General features: G+C 45.3%; 21 protein-coding genes. 14 read left to right on the forward strand and 7 right to left on the reverse strand.

Annotation, left to right across the window (positions count from 1 at the left end):
* The first annotated feature begins 4 nt into the window (after positions 1–4).
* The 5 genes from clpX (at position 5) to HW45_RS22060 (ending at position 6,732) form a co-directional block, all read left to right on the forward strand.
* Positions 5–1,285 (forward strand): ATP-dependent protease ATP-binding subunit ClpX, encoded by a 1,281-nt coding sequence (gene clpX / locus HW45_RS22040; protein WP_038229801.1) that lies wholly within the window; start codon positions 5–7, stop codon positions 1,283–1,285.
* Positions 1,286–1,402: 117 nt separating this feature from the next.
* The gene (gene lon / locus HW45_RS22045; RefSeq protein ID WP_038229802.1) at positions 1,403–3,754 is read left to right on the forward strand and encodes an endopeptidase La; all 2,352 of its coding nucleotides are present in this window, start codon (positions 1,403–1,405) and stop codon (positions 3,752–3,754) included.
* 195 nt (positions 3,755–3,949) lie between these two features.
* The gene (locus HW45_RS22050) at positions 3,950–4,222 is read left to right on the forward strand and encodes an HU family DNA-binding protein (protein WP_006075676.1); all 273 of its coding nucleotides are present in this window, start codon (positions 3,950–3,952) and stop codon (positions 4,220–4,222) included.
* Positions 4,223–4,407: 185 nt separating this feature from the next.
* Entirely contained in the window at positions 4,408–6,267 is a 1,860-nt protein-coding gene (ppiD, locus tag HW45_RS22055; RefSeq protein ID WP_038229803.1) for a peptidylprolyl isomerase, read from the forward strand.
* A gap of 171 nt (positions 6,268–6,438) precedes the next feature.
* A complete protein-coding gene (locus HW45_RS22060; protein ID WP_038229805.1) occupies positions 6,439–6,732 on the forward strand; it encodes a ComEA family DNA-binding protein in 294 nt (97 codons plus the stop codon).
* On the opposite strand, the gene rrtA is transcribed toward HW45_RS22060, so the two are convergent.
* Positions 6,715–7,278, reverse strand: a complete 564-nt coding sequence (gene rrtA, locus HW45_RS22065) for a rhombosortase (protein ID WP_038229806.1) — start codon at positions 7,276–7,278, stop codon at positions 6,715–6,717. The two genes, HW45_RS22060 and rrtA, sit on opposite strands and share 18 nt — an antisense overlap.
* Here rrtA and HW45_RS22070 point away from each other — a divergent pair.
* The gene (locus tag HW45_RS22070) at positions 7,277–7,900 is read left to right on the forward strand and encodes a tRNA-uridine aminocarboxypropyltransferase (protein WP_038230148.1); all 624 of its coding nucleotides are present in this window, start codon (positions 7,277–7,279) and stop codon (positions 7,898–7,900) included. The genes rrtA and HW45_RS22070 overlap by 2 nt on opposite strands.
* Before the next feature lie 19 nt (positions 7,901–7,919).
* Here the strand turns inward: HW45_RS22070 and HW45_RS22075 are convergent, their stop codons facing one another.
* The 3 genes from HW45_RS22075 to HW45_RS22085 form a co-directional block, all read right to left on the reverse strand.
* Positions 7,920–9,251, reverse strand: a complete 1,332-nt coding sequence (locus HW45_RS22075) for an anti-phage deoxyguanosine triphosphatase (RefSeq protein ID WP_038229808.1) — start codon at positions 9,249–9,251, stop codon at positions 7,920–7,922.
* An 18-nt stretch (positions 9,252–9,269) separates the two neighbouring features.
* Entirely contained in the window at positions 9,270–9,854 is a 585-nt protein-coding gene (gene yfbR, locus HW45_RS22080; protein ID WP_038229810.1) for a 5'-deoxynucleotidase, read from the reverse strand.
* 83 nt (positions 9,855–9,937) lie between these two features.
* Positions 9,938–11,152: a pyridoxal phosphate-dependent aminotransferase gene (locus HW45_RS22085; protein ID WP_006075260.1), complete on the reverse strand. Its 1,215-nt coding sequence runs from the start codon at positions 11,150–11,152 to the stop codon at positions 9,938–9,940.
* Positions 11,153–11,380: 228 nt separating this feature from the next.
* Between HW45_RS22085 and HW45_RS22090 the strand changes: the two genes are divergently transcribed.
* From HW45_RS22090 to HW45_RS29045, 7 genes are all read left to right on the forward strand, one after another.
* Entirely contained in the window at positions 11,381–12,688 is a 1,308-nt protein-coding gene (locus HW45_RS22090) for an isochorismate synthase (protein ID WP_038230150.1), read from the forward strand.
* A complete protein-coding gene (gene menD, locus HW45_RS22095; RefSeq protein WP_038229812.1) occupies positions 12,685–14,397 on the forward strand; it encodes a 2-succinyl-5-enolpyruvyl-6-hydroxy-3-cyclohexene-1-carboxylic-acid synthase in 1,713 nt (570 codons plus the stop codon). The genes HW45_RS22090 and menD overlap by 4 nt, the downstream gene beginning before the upstream one ends.
* Complete coding sequence (gene menH, locus HW45_RS22100) at positions 14,390–15,244, forward strand: 2-succinyl-6-hydroxy-2,4-cyclohexadiene-1-carboxylate synthase (protein WP_038229814.1); 855 nt, start codon at positions 14,390–14,392, stop codon at positions 15,242–15,244. The genes menD and menH overlap by 8 nt, the downstream gene beginning before the upstream one ends.
* A 3-nt stretch (positions 15,245–15,247) precedes the next feature.
* Positions 15,248–16,114, forward strand: a complete 867-nt coding sequence (gene menB, locus HW45_RS22105) for a 1,4-dihydroxy-2-naphthoyl-CoA synthase (protein ID WP_006075264.1) — start codon at positions 15,248–15,250, stop codon at positions 16,112–16,114.
* Between the two features lie 194 nt (positions 16,115–16,308).
* Positions 16,309–17,310: an o-succinylbenzoate synthase gene (gene menC / locus HW45_RS22110; RefSeq protein ID WP_038229816.1), complete on the forward strand. Its 1,002-nt coding sequence runs from the start codon at positions 16,309–16,311 to the stop codon at positions 17,308–17,310.
* Between the two features lie 3 nt (positions 17,311–17,313).
* Positions 17,314–18,699 (forward strand): o-succinylbenzoate--CoA ligase, encoded by a 1,386-nt coding sequence (gene menE, locus HW45_RS22115; protein ID WP_038229817.1) that lies wholly within the window; start codon positions 17,314–17,316, stop codon positions 18,697–18,699.
* Positions 18,700–18,771: 72 nt separating this feature from the next.
* Positions 18,772–18,981: a hypothetical protein gene (locus HW45_RS29045; protein WP_006075267.1), complete on the forward strand. Its 210-nt coding sequence runs from the start codon at positions 18,772–18,774 to the stop codon at positions 18,979–18,981.
* Here the strand turns inward: HW45_RS29045 and HW45_RS22120 are convergent.
* The 3 genes from HW45_RS22120 to HW45_RS22130 all read right to left on the reverse strand — a co-directional run bounded on the left by HW45_RS22120 (position 18,926) and on the right by HW45_RS22130 (position 22,503).
* Positions 18,926–19,852 (reverse strand): YeiH family protein, encoded by a 927-nt coding sequence (locus tag HW45_RS22120; RefSeq protein WP_038229819.1) that lies wholly within the window; start codon positions 19,850–19,852, stop codon positions 18,926–18,928. The genes HW45_RS29045 and HW45_RS22120 overlap by 56 nt on opposite strands.
* Positions 19,853–20,022: 170 nt before the next feature.
* Positions 20,023–21,897, reverse strand: coding sequence for an MFS transporter (locus tag HW45_RS22125; protein WP_038229821.1), 1,875 nt, complete (start codon positions 21,895–21,897; stop codon positions 20,023–20,025).
* Positions 21,898–21,912: 15 nt separating this feature from the next.
* Positions 21,913–22,503: a TetR/AcrR family transcriptional regulator gene (locus HW45_RS22130; RefSeq protein WP_038229823.1), complete on the reverse strand. Its 591-nt coding sequence runs from the start codon at positions 22,501–22,503 to the stop codon at positions 21,913–21,915.
* 263 nt (positions 22,504–22,766) lie between these two features.
* On the opposite strand from HW45_RS22130, the gene HW45_RS22135 reads away from it, so the two are divergent.
* Positions 22,767–23,651, forward strand: coding sequence for a Tim44 domain-containing protein (locus tag HW45_RS22135; protein WP_006075271.1), 885 nt, complete (start codon positions 22,767–22,769; stop codon positions 23,649–23,651).
* Positions 23,652–23,772 lie beyond the last annotated feature (121 nt).

Raw genomic sequence — 23,772 nt, forward strand, 5'->3', positions numbered from 1 at the left:
GCGAATGACAGATAAAAGCAAAGAGAGTGGTAGCGGTAAACTGCTGTATTGCTCTTTCTGTGGTAAAAGTCAGCACGAAGTTCGCAAGCTAATCGCAGGTCCGTCTGTTTACATTTGCGATGAGTGTGTTGATTTATGCAACGACATCATCCGTGAAGAAATCAAAGATGTGCTGCCGAAGAAGGAATCTGAAGCGTTACCAACGCCAAGAGACATTCGCGCACACCTCGATGATTATGTAATCGGTCAAGACTACGCGAAGAAAGTTCTCTCAGTCGCTGTTTACAACCACTACAAGCGCTTGCGCAATGGTGATACAACGGCAGACGGTGTTGAACTCGGTAAGAGTAATATTCTTCTTATCGGTCCAACGGGTAGTGGTAAAACACTGCTTGCTGAGACGCTTGCACGTTTCCTTGATGTGCCATTCACAATGGCCGACGCAACAACATTGACCGAAGCTGGTTATGTTGGTGAAGACGTTGAAAACATCATCCAAAAACTGCTTCAGAAGTGCGACTACGATGTAGCAAAAGCCGAGCGCGGTATTGTCTATATCGATGAAATTGACAAAATTTCACGTAAAGCTGAGAACCCATCTATCACACGTGATGTGTCGGGAGAAGGGGTTCAACAGGCGCTACTAAAACTGGTTGAAGGTACAATTGCGTCGGTTCCACCTCAAGGTGGTCGTAAGCACCCACAACAAGAGTTTTTGCAGGTAGATACCTCTAAGATTCTGTTTATTTGTGGTGGTGCATTCGCAGGTCTCGATAAAGTGATCGACCAACGTGTTGCAACTGGCACTGGTATTGGTTTCGGCGCAGAAGTTCGTTCGAAAGACGAAACTAAGACTGTCGGCGAGCTATTTACCCAAGTTGAGCCAGAGGATCTAGTTAAGTACGGTCTAATTCCAGAGTTCATTGGTCGTCTACCTGTGACAACGACTCTAACCGAGCTTGATGAAGATGCACTGATTCAAATCTTGAATGAGCCGAAGAACGCACTGACCAAACAGTATGGTGCGCTATTCGACCTTGAAGGTGTTGAGTTGGAATTCCGCGAAGATGCACTGCGTGCGATTGCTAAGAAAGCAATGGAGCGTAAAACAGGTGCTCGTGGTCTACGTTCAATCCTTGAAGGCGTGCTGCTAGAAACGATGTACGAATTACCATCGGCTACTGACGTAAGCAAAGTGGTTATTGATGAAAGTGTGATAAATGGCGAGTCAGAACCGCTACTTATCTACACAAACAACGATAATCAAGTTGCCAGCGCCGAGTAATTTGCGAAGCTGAGATAAAAAGGAGGTATTTGATACCTCCTTTTTTTATTTCTTTATTGAATCCAACGAATACGCCCCCATATACTGAAAATAATACTAAGCGGAAGAGAGAATAATATGAACTTGGAACGTTCCGAGCGTATAGAAATCCCGGTATTGCCTCTGCGCGACGTGGTTGTTTATCCACACATGGTGATTCCTTTGTTTGTTGGCCGCGAAAAGTCCATTAGTTGCTTAGAAGCGGCGATGGATAATGACAAACAAGTACTCCTTGTGGCTCAGAAAGAAGCAGATACTGAAGAGCCAAAAATTGACGATTTATTCACAACAGGCACAGTTGCAACCATTTTGCAGCTTCTCAAGCTACCGGATGGCACAGTAAAAGTACTGGTTGAAGGTCAGCAGCGTGCCAAAATTAACAATTACCGCGATGAAGAATTTTTCGTAGCGGATGCTGAATACCTGATCACGCCAGAACTCGATGAGCGTGAGGAAGAGGTCATTGTACGCAGTGCAATCGACCAGTTTGAAGGTTTCATCAAACTGAACAAGAAGATTCCACCGGAAGTACTAACGTCTCTCGGTGGCATCGATGAAGCAGCGCGTCTTGCTGATACTATCGCTGCTCATATGCCGCTTAAACTCGTAGATAAGCAGCAAGTGCTTGAGTTGCTTGATGTAACTGAGCGCTTAGAGTTCTTAATGGGACAAATGGAATCGGAAATCGACTTACTGCAAGTTGAGAAACGTATTCGTGGTCGCGTTAAGAAACAAATGGAAAAATCTCAGCGTGAGTACTATCTGAATGAGCAAATGAAGGCGATTCAGAAAGAACTGGGCGACTTAGATGATGCTCCTGATGAGTTCGAAACACTGAAGGCTAAGATTGAAGAATCAAAAATGCCTGCTGAAGCGAAAGAGAAGACTGAACAAGAGCTACAAAAGCTTAAGATGATGTCTCCGATGTCCGCTGAAGCAACAGTTGTTCGCAGTTACATCGATTGGATGGTAGGCGTTCCTTGGGCTAAACGCTCTAAGGTGAAAAAGAACCTAGCAAAAGCGGAAGAAGTACTGAACGAAGACCACTATGGCTTAGAGCGTGTTAAAGAGCGCATCCTTGAGTACTTGGCAGTGCAAAACCGCATTAACAAGCTAAAAGGTCCTATCTTATGCCTTGTTGGTCCTCCTGGTGTGGGTAAAACCTCCCTTGGTCGCTCAATCGCGGCTGCAACGGGTCGTAAATATACTCGTATGGCATTGGGTGGTGTACGTGACGAAGCGGAAATTCGTGGTCACCGACGCACCTACATCGGTTCTATGCCGGGCAAGTTGATTCAGAAGATGTCGAAAGTTGGTGTTAAAAATCCGCTCTTTCTTCTGGATGAGATCGACAAAATGTCTTCGGATATGCGTGGTGACCCGTCATCAGCGCTGCTTGAAGTTTTAGACCCAGAGCAGAACAATGCCTTTAACGATCACTATCTAGAAGTCGATTACGATCTTTCTGACGTAATGTTTGTTGCGACGTCTAACTCAATGAACATTCCAGGGCCTTTACTTGACCGTATGGAAGTGATTCGTCTTTCTGGATATACAGAAGATGAAAAGCTTAATATTGCTAAGCGTCACCTAGTGTCTAAGCAAGTTCAACGTAATGGTCTGAAGCCGAACGAAATTGAAATTGAAGATTCTGCGATCATTGGCATCATTCGCTACTACACACGTGAAGCGGGTGTTCGTAGCCTTGAGCGTGAAATCTCAAAGATCTGTCGAAAAGCAGTTAAGAACATTTTGCTTGATCCAAAACTAAAGACAGTGACGGTAAATCAAGACAACTTGAAAGAATACCTAGGCGTACAACGCTTTGACTATGGTAAAGCGGACGACAGCAATCGCATTGGACAGGTAACTGGCCTAGCGTGGACGGAGGTAGGTGGTGACCTATTGACTATCGAAACTGAAGCGATGGTCGGTAAAGGTAAGCTGACTCAAACCGGTTCATTGGGCGATGTGATGCAAGAGTCAATTCAAGCCGCGATGACGGTTGTACGTTCTCGTGCAGAGAAGCTTGGTATTAACTCAGACTTCTACGAGAAGCGTGACATTCATGTTCACGTTCCAGAAGGTGCGACGCCGAAAGACGGTCCAAGTGCGGGTATCGCAATGTGCACCGCTTTAGTTTCGAGCTTGACAGGTAACCCAGTGAAAGCTGAGGTGGCAATGACTGGTGAAATCACTCTACGTGGTGAAGTTCTACCTATCGGCGGCCTGAAAGAAAAACTACTTGCAGCGCATCGTGGCGGCATCAAAACGGTATTGATTCCTAAGGATAATGAACGTGACTTGGAAGAGATTCCTGACAACGTTATTGCGGATCTGAAGGTGATTCCGGTGCAATGGATTGATGAAGTTCTTGAAGTTGCTTTAGAGAGAGCACCGCTTGGAGCGGCATTTGAACCTGTAAAATAGTGATGTGCTCCAAATTTAGGTAAAAGAAATGCGCTGATAGGCAAAAAAAGCTTGTCAGCGTTTTTTTGTAGCACTAAGTTTAGCTATGTAACTCTGAAGCCCTTGATAGACAAGGCTTAGAGTCTTCAACTACGAGAATGGAACTAACGTTACCTTTTAAAAAATAACAATTCGGTAACAGAAAGGGGAAACACAGTGAACAAAACACAATTAGTGGAAAAAATCGCAGAGAACGCAGATCTATCTAAAGCTTCAGCTGGTCGTGCACTAGATGCTTTCATCGAAGCAGTTAGCACTACTCTAGAAGAAGGTGATCAAGTGGCTCTAGTTGGCTTCGGTACTTTCAGCGTACGTACTCGTGCAGCACGTACAGGTCGTAACCCAAAAACTGGTGAAGAGATCCAAATCTCTGAAGCTAAAGTTCCTGCATTCAAAGCAGGTAAAGCTCTTAAAGACGCTTGTAACTAATCATTTGTTACAGTTGCGCACAAACCTTGCGTCAACTGAGCAAAAATTAAGCTTTTGTTAGGCTTAATCGACAAAATAAGTCGAACTTTTTTTAAATATGCGCATCTTACTGATGCGCATTTCTTTTTCTGATATTATCCGATGCAGTAGAAGATAACCCTTCCTATCTGGAGAGTAATAAAATTATGATGGAGCGAATTCGCGAAGGCGTGAATAGCATCGCGGTTAAAATTATCTTAGGACTCATTATTCTGTCTTTTGTGTTTGCTGGTGTAGGTAGCTATATCGCAGGCGGAATTGGCAATACTGCGGCAAAAGTGGGTAATGTAGAAATCGGTCGTGGTGAGTTTGAACAAGCGTATCAAAATGAACGCAATCGCATGCAATCTCAGCTTGGTGATTACTTCTCGACTCTGCTTGGTGACCCAAGCTACGTAGCGTCTTTCCGTAAGTCAGTCCTTGATCGTATGATTAATGACGTGTTGCTTGAGCAACATGCAGAATCGCTGGGGCTACGTATTAGCGACGCTCAAATCCGTCAAATGATTCTTGAGATGCCTCAGTTCCAAAATGACGGAAAATTTGACCAAGACATTTATCAAGCAACGCTGCGCCGTGCTGGTTTCAGTGCTGACAGCTTTGCAGAGTACCTTCGTCGTGATTTGGTTCGTAACCAACTGCTATCGGCATTGCAAGGTAGCGAGTTTACGCTTCCGAGCGAAATTGAGCTTCAAAGCAAGCTGCTAACCCAAACGCGTGATATCAAAACGCTGACTCTATCGCTAGCTGACTTCTCTAAGAAAGCTCAGATTACTGATGAAGAGATTCAAAAGTACTATGAAGAGAACCCTGGCCAGTTTACGCGTCCTGAGCAAGTTAAAGTGGCTTACATTGAGCTATCTGCTCAAGCAATTAAAGATCAAGTTAAAGTCACTGATGATGAAGTTCAGAAGTACTACGACGAGCATCTAGATAAATACTCAACTTCTGAGCAACGTGAAGTGAGCCATATTCTGGTTCAAGGCGATGACGAAGCGAAAGCGCAAGCAATTTTGGACGAGCTCAATGCCGGTGCTGATTTTGCGACGCTAGCGAAAGAAAAGTCAGAAGACATTGGTAGCTCTGAAGAGGGTGGTTCTTTAGGTTGGATCGAACGTGATGTGATGGATCCTGCTTTTGAAGAAGCTGCATTTGCTCTTAAGAATGTGGGCGATACAACTGGTTTAGTTAAGTCTGATTTCGGTTACCACATTATTAAACTTGACGCTATCAAGGCATCTGAGTCTAAGCCTTTAGCTGAAGTGAAAGACGAAATCATTGCTGAGCTAAAAGACCAAGTAGCGGTAGATGAGTTCTATAACCTGCAAAATGAGCTAGAGAAGATTGCTTTCGAATATCCAGATTCACTGGATGATGCAGCGAAAGCAGTTAATCAGAAAGTCGTGACTACCGATTTCATTTCTCAAGTTGATGCGCCAGAAATCTTGAAAACGCCAGCAGTGATGCAAGCGATTCAGTCACCAGAAGTGAAAGAAGATGGCCTTAACTCTGAAGTGATGGAAGTGGCACCAGAGCATATCGTTGTGGTTCGTGTCGATGACGTTCGTGAACAAACTGTATTACCACTTGAAGAAGTGAAAGAGCAAGTGGAAACTCAGTTAGCGAAAGTTAAAGGTGAGCAAGCGGCTATGGAGTTGGGTGTTCAGTTAGTGAACGAGCTAAAAGAAGGCAAGCAGGACACACTTCAAGCGAACAATCTAAGCTTTGGAGAACTGGAAGCTATCGACCGTAGCTCTCCATTAGCAGGCACTGTGTTTGCAATGACTAAGCCAGCAGAAAACGCAGCGACCTACGCTCAGACTAAAGATATGGAAGGCAACATTGTTGTTGTTGAGCTAACTAAAGTCGCTTCTGAGTACAATGAAGCATACAACGAGCAAATCGGCGCTCAAATGGAACGTGAGGCGACTCAACAAGATTTAGCTTCTGTGCTTTCAATTCTGCGCAAAAATACGGACATCGAATACTTACTTGATGCTGAATAACAGCATAAACAGAGTCGATGACGCAATTCAGCTCACAGTTCTTGTGTAACTGATAAGCTAATAAAAACGGACCGCATTCGCGGTCCGTTTTGTTTTCAGTAGACAGAACTTTTCAGCTTGTTTTTTCTGGGTATCTTGGATGGCGACTTTTAGTGAGAAAAAGGAATTCAAATGAAGTATCTAAAAAATGTTTGGCTGCTAGTAGTTTTGTTAGTTGTCCCTATGAGCTTTTCCTATGCATCCGAAGCGAAGAAACTAGAGGGGATAGAGATAACAGTCAATATCAACCAAGCGGGTCCAGAGGAACTAGCGGAACTGCTCAAAGGTGTTGGCGAGGAAAAAGCAAAAGATATCGTGGAGTATCGCGATCAACACGGAAGTTTTAAATCGGCAGATGATTTAACTCAAGTGAAAGGTATTGGTGAAGCAACGGTAGAGAAGAACCGTTCAAGAATCACTCTGTAACGTACGACGATAGACGCTTACCGAGAGTGCCAAAATCAAGCCGACGCCAAGTCCTATTGCGTGGGCTTGTGTCGCAACTGGAGCCGCGATTAGCTGCGAGGTTGCTTCTGACGCGCCGTAGAAGCTTTCCCAGGCCACTTTACCGATGATACCCAAGACCAATAGCCAGCTTGAATTTTTTCCACTCAGCGCCTCTTGTAGCGCCCAGTAAGCAAATAGAGCGTGGAGTACTCCTGATAAGCCTAAGTAATACGTTAAGTTTGTGAACAACAAAGCGAAACCAATAGAGGTCGCACTAATTAGCGTAACAGCCACCACTGACCGCCATGAAGGACGAAATACGTAGCAAATGACCCAAAGTCCGGCGAGGTTCATGCCCAGATGTGCTAGGTTGGTATGCGAGAAATTTCCTGATACTATCCGCCACCATTGACCCGCATGTATTGCTAGCTTGTTCCACTCTACTAAGGATTGTAAGCTCGGGATTTGCAGCAGTGCGCAAAGTAGAGAAAACAGCAATAGTCTTATGACGAAAGAAGTGTCCATATCTCGATATTGTCCCAAGTGCTTGAAAGCTAAGCGCGCTTGTATTTGTCAGTGGATTCAGCCCATTCACTGTGACACACAATTGATCATTTTGCAGCACCCAAGTGAAGAAAAGCGCCCGCTTGGGACGGCGCGAATTTTGTCCTTGTCATTGCCAAACGGACATCTTTTTATTGGTGAGGATTTCTCGACCCATCAAGCGCTTAATGATCTGTTGGCTGATGATAGATACCAGTCTGTGGTGCTGTATCCGGGTGAAGACTCCGTTGAATTATCGCAAGTACAGCTCGCAGCGTCTAACAACAAGCACTTGCGTGTCATTCTACTAGACGGAACGTGGAAGAAAGCGTTTAAGATGTGGAAACTGTCTACGAATTTGCATACTTTACCGTTGGTTAAATTGCCAGAGACCTTGCAGGGCGATTATCGGATTCGCAAAGCACCATCACCTAATGCTCTATCCACGGTTGAAGCGGGTCATCATATTATTCAAACGTTAGAGCCTGAACGGAACTTCGACGCTATGCTGGTTGCATTTGAAAAAATGATAGAGTTCCAGATTCAGCAAATGCCTTCAGGTGTTTATGAAAAAAACTATCGCGCTCCGGGCTCCAACGATTAAGGTTTTACCTTTCTAATCACTAGTAATTCGAATGCGCCGCAAACAGTTGTTGATGCATCTTTTGCGCATAACCGTCAGTCATGGCGGAAATATAGTCAGCTATCACACGCATTCCGTTATCTTGTTGTCCACTAGCTTTACGCCAAAGGTTGCGTGTTGATTCAGGAAGTAAGCGCTCAGGATCGGCGCTGAATGCCTCAAAAAGGTCCATAATGATTTGTTGGCCTTTGTACTCGACGATTTGTACCCTTGGTACTTGAATCACGAACTCGCTGACAAACCGCTTAAGAATCGCTAAGACACATTCCATATCACCATCAAGATAGGCGTTGTAGTGAAGTAAAGGATCGTCGAAACTAGCTTCTGGGACTTTCTTGACTTCAATACTAGTTAGTAGGGCGTTAACAATGCCCCCGATGGCGTCTTTTCGCTCGTAGTGTTTACCTGAAAAAAGCAGTTCAGTGATTGAGTCAATATGTTCTGAGAGCCAAGTATTGGTTTGCGTTTTAAGCTGTGCCGCGGCATTGGCTCGCCACATATCTTTGTCCACCAACTCAAGCACAATTGCGTCTTCTAAGTCATGCACACCGTAAGCAATATCGTCAGCTAACTCCATGATAGAGCAATCAAGAGATTTGAATTGCGTCTTGTTGTGTTGAAGTGGAGTCAATTGCTCAAATCGCATGGTTTGCAACAATAATTTATCGCTGTCAGATAGTGGGTCGATAACCCAATCAAACTGGGGCTTATCTTTATCGTAGATCCCTTTTGCAGGCGCCCAGTCCTTCGCTTTTAACTGGCGTTGGCTGCTTACCGGGTGAGGCTGTTTGTCGGCGCAAGTTTGGCTAATAGGGGCGGGATATTTAAGCAAACCTAATAGGCTGCGACGGGTGAGGTTCATCCCGTGATGCTCGGTGTAGGGTTCGAGTTGGGTGACGATACGAAACGTCTGGGCGTTACCTTCAAAACCACCATATTCACGCATCATGTAGTTGAGTGCGACTTCACCGCCATGCCCATAAGGTGGATGACCGAAATCATGAGCGAGGCAAAGTGCTTCAATGAGTGCATCAGAAGGCAGTAATGGTTCGAGTTCTGGCTGCTTTTGTTTTAATTGAGCTGCGATGCCTGAGCCAATTTGAGCCGCTTCGAGCGAATGTGTTAGGCGTGTGCGGTGAAAATCGTTAACACCTGTACCGTGCACCTGCGTTTTAGCTTGTAGTCGCCTAAACGCTGCAGAGTGGAGAATCCTAGCTCTATCACGTTGGAAGGGGTCGCGATGATCATTACGTCTGAGCTTGTGCTCATCACTGTGTCTGGCTTGCCAAATTTGCATGGATTCTAACGGCATCTCAATTCCTCGAGTTGGCTAACTGATTTCATCAAGAGAAAGCTCAAAGCTTGGTGCAAAGGTGTTTAGGAAATAGTCCATCTCTTCGGTTTGCTTTTCAAGCAGTGTTTGGTCCAAACGTTTTTTGGCGAGAGCAAACTCATGGTTTCCAGCGCTCAGCTCCTCAAGACATTTCAAATATGCACAGATAGAATCGGCTTGTTTCACAATTTGGGTGTCTTCTTCATAAGCGTATTCTGAAATCAAGAAAGGTCGAAAATCATCCTGAAACTCTTCGGGTAACATAGATAACAGCTTTCGCTCAGCTGCAGACTCTATCTTTTTGTATTCCTTTGCGATTTCTGGGTTGTAATATTTAACTGGTGTTGGAAGATCCCCAGTTAGCACTTCACTGGTATCGTGATACATCGCGAGAATCGCGACTCTTTCAGGGTTGGTTTTACCGCCAAATTTCTTGTTTTTTATGATGGCTAAAGCATGAGCAACGAAGGCGACTTGAAGACTGTGTTCAGAGATGTTTTCCGTTGAAACCGAACGCATTAATGGCCAGCGTTGGATCAGTTTCATTCGAGCAAGGTGAGCAAAAAAGTGACTTTCTTTCATACAGCGTAATCCCTTAATACTAGCGCCGAACTATTTATTCGGCGCTCAATAAGAATAGGCTTTATATCAGTGTTATGAAAGAGTTACTGACTATATGTTGCCAAGAATTTTTCAAATCGACCAATCGCCATCTCTAGATCTTCTACGTGAGGTAGAGTAACGATGCGGAAGTGATCAGGTTTAGGCCAGTTGAAACCAGTGCCTTGCACGAGGAGAACCTTTTCTTGCTTCAAAAAATCGAGCACCATGCGCTGATCGTCTTTGATGTTGTACATCTTGGTGTCGATCTTGGGGAACAGGTACATAGCTCCCTTGGGTTTCACACAAGAGATCCCTGGAATTTGAGTAATAAGCTCGTAGGCTTTATCTCGCTGTTCTAATAGACGACCACCCGGCAAGATCAGTTCATTGATACTTTGGTAGCCACCCAAGGCGGTCTGAATCGCGTGTTGCATCGGAACGTTAGCGCAAAGGCGCATCGAGGCAAGCATTTCAAGACCCGCAATGTACCCAGTGGCATGCTCCTTAGGGCCCGTCATAAACATCCAACCGCCACGGAAGCCACAAACGCGATAAGACTTAGAAAGACCATTGAAGGTCACTACGAGTACATCTTCGGTAAGGGTTGCAACTGAGGTATGAGTCGCGCCGTCATACAGAACTTTGTCGTAAATCTCATCTGCGAAGATGATAAGTTTATGCTGGCGTGCAATTTCAATCACCTCGAGTAGGAAGTCACGACTGTACACCGCACCGGTTGGGTTGTTTGGGTTGATAAGCACAATACCACGAGTTTTAGGCGTGATTTTCTTCTTGATATCATCTAGGTCTGGATACCAATCTGCTTGTTCATCACAGAGGTAGTGAACTGGGCTACCACCGGATAGAGAAACCGCTGCTGTCCAAAGTGGATAGTCAGGAGCGGGAACTAACATTTCATCTCCGTTGTTTAACAGAGCTTGCATCGCCATTACAATGAGCTCCGAAACGCCATTGCCAATGTAAACATCTTCAACGTCTAAGCTACGAATGCCTTTACGCTGATAGTGTTGAACCACAGCTTTGCGTGCGGAGTATATACCTTTGGAATCACAATAACCTTGAGATGTAGGTAAATTCCTGATGACATCGACTAATATTTCATCAGGGGCATCAAAACCAAAAGGGGCGGGATTACCGATATTGAGTTTCAGTATTTTATGTCCCTCTTCTTCCATGCGCTTAGCATGTTTGAGTACAGGTCCCCTAATGTCGTAGCAGACATTATCGAGTTTTGACGACATCTCGATATTTTTCATTGCTATATTCCTAAAAAAACGGCTATTTCTTTACTAAATTACACTAAATTGGCTTTTGAAAGAATAAAAATCTGCCTAAAGTGAAAATTAAAGATTGGATATGAATACAGTGGCAATGAGCCACTTAACATTGCGAACAATTAAAGCGCGTGTTGCTTGATCTATGTAGTTGGTATAAATAGAGTATCTCGTGTATATAAGATTAAAAGTTACAGTTTTGAGGTTGATTTGTCTCATTTAACAAAAGCCATCACTCAGCTTGTTGAAAAACTAGAGCGTGCGCCGCAAGGCACCAAACGACTAGAGCAAGAATTGCAGGGTTCACCAAAGACTCATGGCATCGACTGGTTGGACGCTCAGCCTCATTATCCTAAGTTCTATTGGCAGTCGAGAGATACCCGTGAAGAAGTGGTTGCTCTCGGTCAGCTTCATACTTTTTCTGAAGCAGCTCCTGCTTATACGATCCTCAGTGAAAACCAGCGAGTATGGGGTGGTCGCTCTTTTGATGGCCATTCAGACAAAAACCGTCGTTGTATGTCGGCATTCTTTTTCCTACCTCAAGTTGAGTTGATTCGTTTCGATGAAGGATGGCGTTTGGCGGTTAACATTGGAATGAGCAAAGAGGTATCAATTAGGGCCTTGAAGCAACTCGTTGCCGATGCAAAAGAACTCGCGCCGCTAGCGAGTGACATCGTCTCATTGCGTCATACACCAGAGAAAACACAGTGGTGTGATTTGGTTGATGATGTTTTAGCAGGAATTCAACAAGATAAATTCAAGAAAGTGGTCTTGGCTCGTAAAACCTGCGTTGATCTCAAGCACTCCATATCTCCTGCGCAGCTACTCAAAGCAAGTTATGCTCAAAACCATCATAGCTTCCATTTTTTGATGGCTTTGTCCCCTGGTCACGCATTTGTAGGCTCAACGCCTGAACGTCTCTATCGAAGAGTAGGGCAAGAGCTAGAGACAGAAGCCTTGGCGGGGACGATTGGTCGAGGCGGCAATGCCGCTCAAGATATGGAACTTGCTAATTGGTTGACTCAAGATGACAAGAACATCAATGAGAACCAGTACGTTGTAGATGATATTCTGCAAAGCCTATCGCCACACTCAGACCAAGTTCATCTTGAAAGCGAGCTTCGCTTGGTTCGGCTGCGCAAAGTTCAACATCTAAAAAGAAACATTTTGGCCCATTTGCACAAGGGCATTAACGGCGTGCAATTGCTTCAAGCGTTGCAGCCAACCGCGGCAGTTGCAGGGCTTCCAAGAGCAGAAGCAATGCAGTATATCCAGCAGAATGAACCTTTTGCACGTGGTTGGTATGCTGGCTCTGTGGGCTATCTTAGCCATGAAAAAGCAGAGTTTTGTGTCGCGATTAGAAGCGCGCTATTGGTCAAAGATGAGCTACAACTCTTCGCGGGTGCGGGGATCGTGCCTGGTTCCATCGCCGAACATGAATGGCAAGAGTTGGATAAAAAGATGTCCACGTTATTAAGTCTAATTTCTGACCAACCGTCATTAGGTGTTGCGTCATGAGCCACAACCAAGCTGCTTTAAATAGGGTTTGGACGGAAATACTGATAGAAGAACTCTATCGCCAAGGGGTAAGACACGTATGCATTGCTCCGGGTTCACGCTCAACCCCGCTTACTCTTGAGGCTGTTGCTCACCCTGAGTTGACCGTTCACACACACTTTGACGAGCGTGGTTTAGGTTTCTTGGCGTTAGGTCTTGCCAAGTCAAGCCAATCACCTGTTGCGGTTATTGTTACATCTGGCACTGCAGTCGCTAATTTACTTCCTGCGGTTGCTGAGTCGAAGTTGACTAAAGAGAAGCTGGTTTTACTGACCTCTGATCGTCCCATTGAGTTAGTCGATTGTGGTGCTAATCAAGCCATCGTGCAGTCTGGAATCTTCTCACAACATGTGGTGGAGACCGTTAATCTGCCATCGCCGACAACCCAGATTTCGCCAACGTGGATATTATCTACAGTTGACCATGCGTTATCAGTTCAAAAAGTGAATGGCGGTAGTGTTCACTTCAACTGTCCGTTCCCTGAACCATTATATGGTGGAGACGATAAGCGTTCGTTCTCAGCCTATTTGCAACCCATAGCGAAATGGCGTAATAGCAAGGCCTGCTTTGTCGACTACCATACGGTTAGCGTTACTGACTATACGGCGGAGCATAGTGCATTAAGAATCGGTGACAGAAAAGGTGTCATTGTCGTAGGCAGTGTAACTCTCGCGATTGCCAAGCAAGCAAAGTTACTGGCGCAGAAGTTAGGTTGGCCAATTCTGCTCGACCCTCAATCGGGTTTGGGAGGTGACTGGCAGCGTTATGATATTTGGCTTCAGAATCCCCAAGCAGCAGACATGCTTTCAAGTGCCGATACTGTACTCCAAGTAGGTGCAAGGCTGGTTTCGAAAAGGCTGAATGCTTGGCTAAAGCAGCAATCTCTACACAGTGATTACCTAGTGCTGAGTGAATTTGGCGAGCGGTTAAACCCAGCTCACGTTGCATTGAAACATTGTCAGGTGTCAATTCCTCTATGGTTAGAGTCAGCCTTAGAAACAGTGGAGCACAGCAGAAATATCGGGTGGGGAGATGAATTAAAATCTTATGCCCAACTCGTGACGACATTAATGCCTACTCGCTCACATCTGACCGAATTTGATGTTGCCCGTAGCATTGAGCGATTACCGCTAGACATTAGTGTTTTTATGGGTAATAGCCTTATCGTAAGGTTAGCGGATATGTTAACTAACCCCCTAGGCATCGAAACTTATAGCAATCGAGGCGCATCCGGTATCGATGGTTTAGTCGCTTCTGCTAATGGTGTTCATCGCGATAAAGGTAAGTCGATGGTGCTCTATTTGGGTGATACATCGCTGCTCTATGATTTGAATTCGCTGTCACTTTTTAGTCGTACACAAGCACCTTGCGTAATCGTTGTGACTAACAATGATGGGGGGGCGATATTTGACATGTTGCCTGTACCGCAAAAAAAAAGAGTAAGCTGTTATCAAATGCCCCATGGCCTAAACTTTGAACATGCGGCGGCTCAGTTTGGTTTGCAATATTGCTCACCGAAATCACGTGAAGACTTAGAAACACAAATTCAACATCATCTATTAAGCGGAAAAGACACTCTATTGATTGAAGTGCTTACCGCTGCCGACGAAGTGGCAAGTTTGATTCGCCAACTAAGCCAAGACATCAGTACTTATCAGACTCATGCTTAATAGTCAGTTCACAGCGTCCCTCCAAGCTCATGCTGAAGATAAGCCTCTGTTGGTTTTCTTACATGGCTTTTTAGGGGCGGGTGACGACTTTCACACCGTTAGTAAATACCTTCCAAACTACAACAAGCTGTTTATCGATTTACCGGGACATGGTCAAAGTCAGTCGATCCAAAGCACAAGTTTTAGTGATGTTTGCAGATTGATCCATTCAACCATACTAAAATGTATTGAAACACAAAGCCTGAGTGCTACAGTGCCCATCTGTTTGGTGGGGTACTCGTTAGGTGCTAGGTTGTCGATGTACTTTCTCTGTGAGTATGAGGGAGCAGATAATCAACTGCTGCCACTCACTATGGCTGGTGTCGTCATTGAAGGTGGAAATTTTGGACTGTGCTCAGAACATGCCCGTCAGGATAGATTTGCAAATGACTTAGCATGGGCGTATCGCTTCAAAAATGATGATATTGCAGAGGTTTTGGGCGATTGGTATCAACAACCAGTGTTTTCTTCCTTAAATCATGAGCAAAGACAAGATTTGATTGCTAAACGTAGTGTTAACCTTGGTGACAAGCTAAGTCATATGCTGATGACGACTTCACTAGCTCACCAGCCTAACCTGCTGCCAAAAATCCAGCAGCTTCGGTTTAGTAACGGTAATCGACCTCTGTATATCGTGGGTGAACGAGACACAAAATTTACTGCGTTAGCTCAAGATAGCAACCTTGATTTTAAGGTGATTGCGGGAGCTGGGCATAATGTACACAAAGAGCAGCCTAAGGCCTTTGCCTCGGTGTTGCTGAGTTATCTAGAACAAATGGGTTTAAACCCAAAAGAAAAATTGGAATAGATCATGGCTAAAACAGTTGGACTAACAGAAGAAGAACTTTACGCACCGGTTAATTGGGCGGACGTAACGGGCGATTTTGAAGAAATTCAATATCATAAATCTGAAGATGGCATCGCGAGAATCACGATTGCACGCCCACAAGTTCACAATGCATTTACCCCCAAAACAGTCAGCGAAATGATTAAAGCACTGGCTGACGCTCGTTACGACGAGGGTGTTGGAGTCATTATTCTTACTGGATTAGGTGAAAAAGCCTTCTGTTCTGGTGGCGACCAAAGTGTTCGTGGCGACTATGGCGGTTACCAAGATGATTCAGGTACACATCACCTCAATGTGTTGGACTTCCAACGTCAAATTCGTACTTGCCCTAAACCTGTTATCGCTTCGGTAGCTGGCTGGGCTGTTGGTGGCGGTCATGTTTTACACATGATGTGTGATCTAACGATTGCAGCAGAAAATGCACAGTTCGGTCAAACGGGTCCTAAAGTTGGTTCATTTGATGGTGGTTGGGGTGCGTCTTATATGGCTCGCATCGTTGGCCAGAAAAAAGCGCGTGAAATTTGGTTCCTATGCCGCTTCTACGACGCGCAAGAAGCTCTGGATATGGGCTTAGTGAACACGGTTGTGCCACTAGAGGATTTGGACAAAGAGACTGTTCGTTGGTGTCGTGAAGTACTTCAACATAGCCCAATGGCACTTCGATGCTTGAAAGCCGCTCTGAACGCTGACTGTGATGGTCAAGCTGGCTTACAAGAGCTAGCGGGCAACGCGACTATGATGTTCTACATGACTGATGAAGGTCAGGAAGGACGTAATGCATTTAATGAGAAGCGTCGTCCAGACTTCAATAAGTTCCCAAGAAACCCGTAACCATCGGCTCCAAGGCATTATCAGCCTTGGCGTCATGTTTGTTTGGCCATATTTAGATACATTTTATCGATAGTTTGCTCAAGTAATTTGGGAACTCTCGTAGCGAAATGTGGCCTAACAACGGTGTATTCAACGTCGTCGACTCTCTCATTTTTCGTTGACGACGCATACTTCCTATGAAGTGGGACTCTACTATGAGACAAGCAAAACTCTACCGCTACAGTCTGCCTATGGACAGCGGTGTTATTCTTCGAGAACAAAAACTTACTCACCGAGACGGTTGGATTGTTGAACTGTCTGAAGATGGCCAGACAGGCTTAGGTGAGATAGCCCCTCTACCTGGATTCAGCCAAGAAACATTTGAACAAGCCGGCATAGAAGCACAAAGCCAATTAGAGCAATGGGTCAATGGCAAAGACATAGACTTAGAAGTATGCGTGCCTTCTGTCGCGTTCGGTCTGTCTGCCGCATTAATGGAACTTGCTCACACGCTTCCTCAAACTGGTAATTATCGTGCGGCCCCTTTGTGTAGTGGCGACCCGGATGAACTGATACCTATCTTGAATAACATGCAAGGTACTAAAGTTGCTAAATTCAAAGTAGGGCTGTACGAAACGATAAGAGACGGGATGTTGGTCAGTCTTTTCCTCGAATCAATTCCTGACCTCACTCTGCGACTTGATGCCAATAAAGCATGGACTTTGGACAAAGCTAAGCAGTTTGCCAAACACATTTCCCCATCGCTCAGACAGCGTATCGCGTTTGTCGAGGAGCCTTGCCAAACACCTGGTGATAGTGTGTCGTTTGCCATAGATACGGGGATTGCTATCGCTTGGGATGAAACACTGCAGGCCGCGATTAAAGAGCCTGGATTTTCGGTGAAAGAGCTAACCGGTGTCAAAGCGTTAATCATCAAACCAACCTTAATCGGCAGCTTTGACAAGTGTATTCGTTTGATCGATGAAGCGAGAAGCCATGCTATTCAAGTCGTTATTAGCTCAAGCTTGGAGAGTAGCATTGGTCTTGGGCAGTTAGCGCGCTTTGCTCACTGGCAAGTACCAGCAGAAACACCTGGTTTGGATACCATGCAGCTGTTCGGTGCTCAGCTCGAAACGCCTTGGCCAGGTTGCTTGCTTCCTGTCGAGCGTCTAGCAGACCAAACTTTGGTTTGGCAATCTGAATCCGTGGATAGCTAGTCAGTGGTTTCATCACACTTTTGGGAGCACTGGGCTCAGTCTGCTCCCAACGACATTGCCTTAATTACTCCTCAACGCCAACTGACGTGGGTCGATGTTAAACAACAAGTCGATCAATATCGACAGTTGCTTATTAATAAGGCTGTCAGTCAAGGTCAGGTGGTTTGCCTTATTGGTCGTGCTGAGGAAGCGTTAGTCTTCGCTTATCTCGCTTGCCTCATTCATGGTGCGGTGCCTGCGATTGTTGCCGCACAATCAAGTGAATTACTTGAAGCCAAATTGTCCTCTCTATATCTAGACGGTGAGCGTGCTGTGGTTTGGGATTGCAGTGACTCGACGTTGCTACCAAGTTTGTACTTCCTTTCTCGAGGGACTGCATCGCGACAGTCGTTAGTCTCCGCAAATGTTGATATCGCCTCCATCATTTTTACATCTGGTTCAACAGGGTGTCCAAAAGCCGTTGTCCATGGTAGAGATCAACACATAGCCTCTGCTAGTGGCTTACTTGAGCGCTTTCGTTTCACTGTCGGAGATTGCTGGTTATTGAGCCTACCTATGTACCATGTCTCAGGGTTAGGTATTGTTTGGCGTTGGCTGCAAGCTGGTGCAACGCTCAAAATTGCTAGCGGTGACTTTTGCAAAGACATTTCAGATGTAAGTCACGCCTCGCTGGTGTCTACGCAGCTTAAACGGATTATTGATAATCAATGGCAGACTAAGTTAGAGCGAGTACTACTCGGTGGTAGCCACATTCCTTTGTCACTAATCCAACTAGCAAAAGCCCGACATATCGATGCATGGATGGGCTATGGTATGACGGAAACGGCGTCGACAGTGACCGCTAAACCAGTGGATGAGTGGCCATCATCGGGGCATATTCTTCCGGGACGAGAGCTAAAATTAAGTGGTAATCGCATCTTTGTATCGGGTGAGACCTTAGCCAAAGGCTACTATTGGCAAGGTCAAATTCTGCCACTGACATTGGAAGGGCAATGGCTGGATACCAGAGATCTGGGAGAGTGGGTCAATGGCAATGAGCTTAGAGTGGTTGGTCGTGCTGACAATCTGTTTATTTCAGGTGGCGAAAACGTACATTGCGAGGAGGTCGAAGCTGCTCTCAATGCACAGCCAACGATTACCCAGAGCATTGTAGTGGCGGTAGAAGATGAAGAATATGGGGCGCGATGTGTTGCAGTAGTGCAGTCAACTGCGTTGCCGACGGTCTCTGAACAGCGGCAAAAGCTTGCGGATTCGTTACCAAGATTCAAACAGCCGATCGCCTATTTCTTATTGCCTGAGTCTCTTTCGCAATCGGGAATTAAAGTCTCACGTGCTGAAGTGAAAAAGTGGCTATCGCAGCATCAATCCAATTATGTAGTTATTTCATAGTCCAAAACTGAATTTTCATTACCTAATAGGCTCACCATAATATGAGATATGGAATAACAGTGAGCCTATGGAATGAACAAATTACTGGTTATCGCAATTGCCCTTCAACTGGCGCTTGCCTTCTCAACAGATGGACTGACAAGAGCGCTTGCGGAACTGACAGCGTTTTTGTTGACAGTAGTGTTGTTCTTCAATGTAAAACAAGGAAAAACAGCAGACCCTGAGACTAAACGAGCGTTAGCCAAGCTAGAGAAGTCGCCGAAATCAACAACCACATCGTAACGCCAAACACCATCGGCTTGCTCCCTGCCTGTTTAAGCTTCTCAATTGAAATACTGCAACCAATCAAGAATAGACACACGACCAACAGCTTTTTCGAGACATCAAAAATTCCCTGATATACCACTTCGAACTGAGGTAAGTAGTCGCTTACTAAGATTGCGACACAGTAAAATAAAATGAAGTAAGGGATAGTGATTTTATTTTGCTTGTTGCTAAAAATAGCTGCACTTACTAGGGCAACAGGAATAATCCATAGCGCACGGGCCAGCTTTAGTGTCGTTGCCGTCGTGAGTGCTTCCTCACCATAAGCGGAAGCCGCACCGACCACGGATGACGTGTCATGGATGGCGATCGCTGCCCACGTACCGAAAGTATGTTGATCGAGACTTAGCGCGTGGCCAATGACGGGAAATACGAATAAGGCGACAGAATTTAGTACGAATACAGTTGCAAGAGCGATACCGATCTTTTCATCATCTGCGTTGATCGCCGGTGCAACAGCGGCAATAGCACTACCACCACAAATGGCAGTACCTGATGAAATAAGGTAACCCGTTTGTTTGTCCAATCCCATGCGGCGTGCCAAGAACCAACCTATGATTAAGGTGCCAACGATGGTCACTACGATGATTCCAATTCCATCGCTGGTCGCTTGCATGGCTTGATCTAAGTGGATACCAAAACCAAGTCCGACAATGGAGTAGGCGAGCAACTTTTTAGTGAATTTTGCTAATGGCAGCGTGGTTGGCACTAGGCTGAAAGTTGTTAAAAAGAAGCCAAGTATCAGTGCAATTGGCGAGGAAACCCAGGGAGTGAGACAGGCAAGAATTGCGAGAAAAAACAGAGGGTATGAGCGTAACTGGGTGAACATGGAGTACCTTTAATAAAAAGGCGAGAATTTTCTCGCCACATAAAGGAATTGTATGAATTTCGCTAGATCAACAAAACCTAAAATTTCTTAACGAGCGTTCAGTAATACTAAACGCTCGTTGTTTTGATATGAACAACATCGAAATAAACGAACAAAATCGCTTATGGCGATCAGCGATAATCACCACGAAGTGTTGCGACTTTTTCGAACATCGCAGCACTTGATGCTTCTTCAGGTGCTACCGGTGCTCCCGCTTCTAATTCCAACTTAGCTCTAAAGCGAGTTGGGAGCCCTTTACACGCGCGGCCTTTATGTCGACTAAAGTAGCTGCCCCATAATCCCTTTAACGCCATTGGGATGACAGGTACAGGAGAGCGGCGCAGGACAATATCAATACCACGCATAAATTCATTCATCTCACCATCTGAGGTTAGACGTCCTTCAGGGAAAATGCAGACAATCTCCCCTTCAGCTAAAGCGTGTTCGATATCGTTAAACGCTCTTCGAATGGAACCTTTGCGAGAGGAGGAGATAGGTATGACCCCAGCACGTCGTAAAAAGCGACGAACGGGTTTGTAGTTCGCGTAGTCTTCTTCCATGACAAAACGTATGAGTCTTGGGCTTGCCGCACTCATCACCAACGCATCCATATAGCTCACATGATTGCAGACAATCAAGGCGCCACCTTTTTCTGGTAGGTGATGCAGATTTTTATGGGTGATACGGTACATGATGGTAGTAAGTACCCAAATAAGGAAACGAACCACGAAGATAGGAGCTTGCAAAAATAGGTAAGTCGCCATCATAAAGTTCATCAGAGCTAGCACAAGGAACAGTTCGACAATAGTGAGTTCCAGCACTGATAGTCCTACGATACCTAAAACTGCACTTCCAACCATAAATAGCGAGTTATAGATATTGAGGGCAGCAATCACTCGGGCACGTTCAGTTTCTTTAGCCTGTTGTTGCATCAGCGCGTACAAAGGGACGATAAACAATCCACCGGACATGCCGAGTAACAATAAATAGCCAAAAACAGGCCATAAGCTAGAGTGGGAAATAAACTCGCTGAATGAAGTAAACTGAGGCAGCTCTGATGGAACTGCAAAAGCCATAAGCGCGCCAAAAATGGTAATGCCAATGCTGCCTATTGGCACGATGCCGACATCAATGCGATTCTTAGACATCTTATCGCACAACATAGATCCGAGAGCGATGCCTACAGAAAAAAGTGCAAGTAGGAATGAAACGGCCGCTTCATTACCCATCAAATGTATTTTGGTGAAATTCGGAAACTGCGTTAGGTAAGCTGCGCCCAAGAACCAGAACCAACTAATGGCCATGATACATTGGAATACTACGCGGTCTTGGTGAGCAATTTTAAGTGTTTCTTTAGTTTGCTTTACGGGTTGCCAGCGAAATTTTAGTTCCGGTGCAGCCGCAGGCGCTTCTGGAATAGAGCGACTTGAAATGTAGCCAGCCAAGGCAAACAAAACTACACATCCAGCAGCGACGTATTTCGCGCTTTCTGCTGAAGCTATAATGCCGGCCCCTAAGGTTCCCAACAAGATGGCAAGGAAGGTGCCAGTTTCAACCAATGCATTGCCGGACAAAAGTTCGTTCGGTTTTAGTTGTTGTGGCAGAAGTGCGTACTTCACTGGACCAAAAAACGCAGACTGTGTGCCCATTAAGAACAACAATAATAATAAAATGCCATAGCTTTCAGTAATAAAGCCAATTGCGCCGAGACACATAATTGCGATCTCAGCCAGCTTTACTTTTCTGATGAACCATGACTTTTCGTATTTGTCGGCAAGTACACCTGCTGAGGCAGAAAACAGAAAGAACGGCAAAATGAATAGACCGGCCGCTAAGTTAATAAACAGGTTACTAGAGATTGGTAGAACCTGTGGTCCTGCAAATGCGACAAACAACAATAAAACGTTTTTAAAAATATTGTCGTTAAACGCGCCAAAGAACTGAGTCACAAAGTAGGGCAGAAAGCGCCTTTGAGATAACAGAGACGCAGATTTCGTATGTGGCATTACCTTTCCTTTTGATTACCAGCTTTGTAAATACTTTGAGATTAGATCTTTGATTAGCTCATCGCCATCTACGGGCTCTGAAGCAAAGAATTTGTCGTCAACACTGAGCAGTGTGATGCCATGAACGCCAGCCCACAGTACGCGACTGGCACGAAGGACTTCTGAGTGAGACTTTTCCGGTTTATAGACAGAAAGCAAGCTCTCCAGCATGCCTGTCATCCCATCGATACGTTGTGATTGCCATTCCGGGAGCGTATCACCGTTCATATTGTGTTCGAAAATTAATTGCCAACGATACGGGTATTTCTTGGCAAAGTCGTGATAACAGCTCGCGAGAGCATATAACGCTTCTTCGACATTATCAGCTTCATCCACAACCGCTTTTGCTTCCTGTGACAGCTCATCTAGAGTGCGAGCGACAGCGTGCAGTAGTAGCAGATTATAACTGCCAAATACATTCACTAGTGTGCTGGGAACATAACCAATCAGAGTGGCAATCTTCCGAAGGCTAAGCGTGTGATAAGAGTTTTCGCTAAGGTAGTCTTTTACCGTCGTGAGCGTAAGCTCAACAAGCTCTTCCCTGGTATGATCGTTTCTGCGGGCCATGGTTGCGGATCGTTAATTGAACACGGTTCGTTATTTTAGAGGTGTCATGATTAAGCGTCAACTAATGAAGCCTTGTATTGCAGGCTTTGCGCATAGTTTTGAATGCGGTTCTATCTAGCTCGTAACATACGTGCAATATTCTGAAACATGTCGAGGCATCAGAGTGTTTCCTTTAATGCTAAGCTCAGTATATTATGCTTGATGGGTCGTAGTTCATGTATAGTGGTTACGGCTTAACGTAACAATATAACTAAAGGTCTAGAATGAAACGTTTATTTTCTTTCGTCGCTCTGCTTGTTCTTGCAGTAGCGGTGAATCCGGTAGCTGAAGCGAAGAAGTTCGGTGGCGGTAAATCATTCGGTAAGAGCTTTAAAACAGCTCCAGCTCCGAAACAACAGCAACAGAACACAAATAACATCAGCAGACAGGACCAAAACAAAGCTGGTAGCAGCAAAAAAGGTTTGATGGGCGGTCTTCTAGGCGGTCTATTGGCTGGTGGTTTGTTAGCGGCGTTCTTTGGTGGTGCCTTTGAAGGCATCAACTTCATGGACATCCTAATCTTTGGCCTGATTGCATTCGTTATCTTCAAGTTTATGCGAGGGATGCTTGGTGCCAAGCAAGGCAGCATGAATCAGCAGCGACAGCAGCCGGCGTTTGGTGGCAACACGCGCAACCAGTTTGAACAGCAACCAAACTTCCAAAACTTCGAGCAGCCGCAAAACGGTGGCGCAGCGACAGGTGGCTTTGGTGCGGCAGGACACAGCGATGTTCCACATAACTACCCACCGGGTTTCGATCAAGCGGCATTCCTAAATGGTGCTCGTGAACACTATCGAATCCTGCAAGGTGCTTGGAACCATAACGAACTTCATACCATTGAAGAGTATGTATCGCCAAGCCTACTTCAAGATCTTATGGCTGAGCGTGCAAAACTAGAAGGCGAGCAGCATACTGATGTTATGTATGTGGATGCTGAAATTGTTCGTGCAGACTTTGATGCTAACAAAGCGCAGCTGAGCTTGCAGTTCTCGGGTCGCTATCGTGATGCGGTAGAAAACGTCGAAGAAGATATCGAAGATATTTGGCACTTAGAGCGCGATCTTACTGTACCTAACGCGCCATGGCTGATCGTCGGTATTCAAGGTTAATTACCTAAAAGTTATGCCAAAAACCGCAGTCTGACCACTGCGGTTTTTTTGTATTTTGCGCAAATAATTTCACAATTTTGCTGCTGTTTTATTCTATAATTCGGCCTCTATTTTCTGATAC

The organism is Vibrio sp. ER1A (assembly GCF_000733315.1).
Classification (GTDB): Bacteria; Pseudomonadota; Gammaproteobacteria; order Enterobacterales; family Vibrionaceae; genus Vibrio; species Vibrio mediterranei.

Coding starts and splice junctions, on each gene's coding strand:
- clpX (WP_038229801.1), top strand. CDS start 5: ATGACAGATAAAAGCAAAGAGAGTGGTAGCGGTAAACTGCTGTATTGC.
- lon (WP_038229802.1), top strand. CDS start 1,403: ATGAACTTGGAACGTTCCGAGCGTATAGAAATCCCGGTATTGCCTCTG.
- ppiD (WP_038229803.1), top strand. CDS start 4,408: ATGATGGAGCGAATTCGCGAAGGCGTGAATAGCATCGCGGTTAAAATT.
- HW45_RS22060 (WP_038229805.1), top strand. CDS start 6,439: ATGAAGTATCTAAAAAATGTTTGGCTGCTAGTAGTTTTGTTAGTTGTC.
- rrtA (WP_038229806.1), bottom strand. CDS start 7,278: ATGGACACTTCTTTCGTCATAAGACTATTGCTGTTTTCTCTACTTTGC.
- HW45_RS22075 (WP_038229808.1), bottom strand. CDS start 9,251: ATGCCGTTAGAATCCATGCAAATTTGGCAAGCCAGACACAGTGATGAG.
- yfbR (WP_038229810.1), bottom strand. CDS start 9,854: ATGAAAGAAAGTCACTTTTTTGCTCACCTTGCTCGAATGAAACTGATC.
- HW45_RS22085 (WP_006075260.1), bottom strand. CDS start 11,152: ATGAAAAATATCGAGATGTCGTCAAAACTCGATAATGTCTGCTACGAC.
- menD (WP_038229812.1), top strand. CDS start 12,685: ATGAGCCACAACCAAGCTGCTTTAAATAGGGTTTGGACGGAAATACTG.
- menH (WP_038229814.1), top strand. CDS start 14,390: ATGCTTAATAGTCAGTTCACAGCGTCCCTCCAAGCTCATGCTGAAGAT.
- menB (WP_006075264.1), top strand. CDS start 15,248: ATGGCTAAAACAGTTGGACTAACAGAAGAAGAACTTTACGCACCGGTT.
- menC (WP_038229816.1), top strand. CDS start 16,309: ATGAGACAAGCAAAACTCTACCGCTACAGTCTGCCTATGGACAGCGGT.
- HW45_RS29045 (WP_006075267.1), top strand. CDS start 18,772: ATGAACAAATTACTGGTTATCGCAATTGCCCTTCAACTGGCGCTTGCC.
- HW45_RS22120 (WP_038229819.1), bottom strand. CDS start 19,852: ATGTTCACCCAGTTACGCTCATACCCTCTGTTTTTTCTCGCAATTCTT.
- HW45_RS22125 (WP_038229821.1), bottom strand. CDS start 21,897: ATGCCACATACGAAATCTGCGTCTCTGTTATCTCAAAGGCGCTTTCTG.
- HW45_RS22130 (WP_038229823.1), bottom strand. CDS start 22,503: ATGGCCCGCAGAAACGATCATACCAGGGAAGAGCTTGTTGAGCTTACG.
- HW45_RS22135 (WP_006075271.1), top strand. CDS start 22,767: ATGAAACGTTTATTTTCTTTCGTCGCTCTGCTTGTTCTTGCAGTAGCG.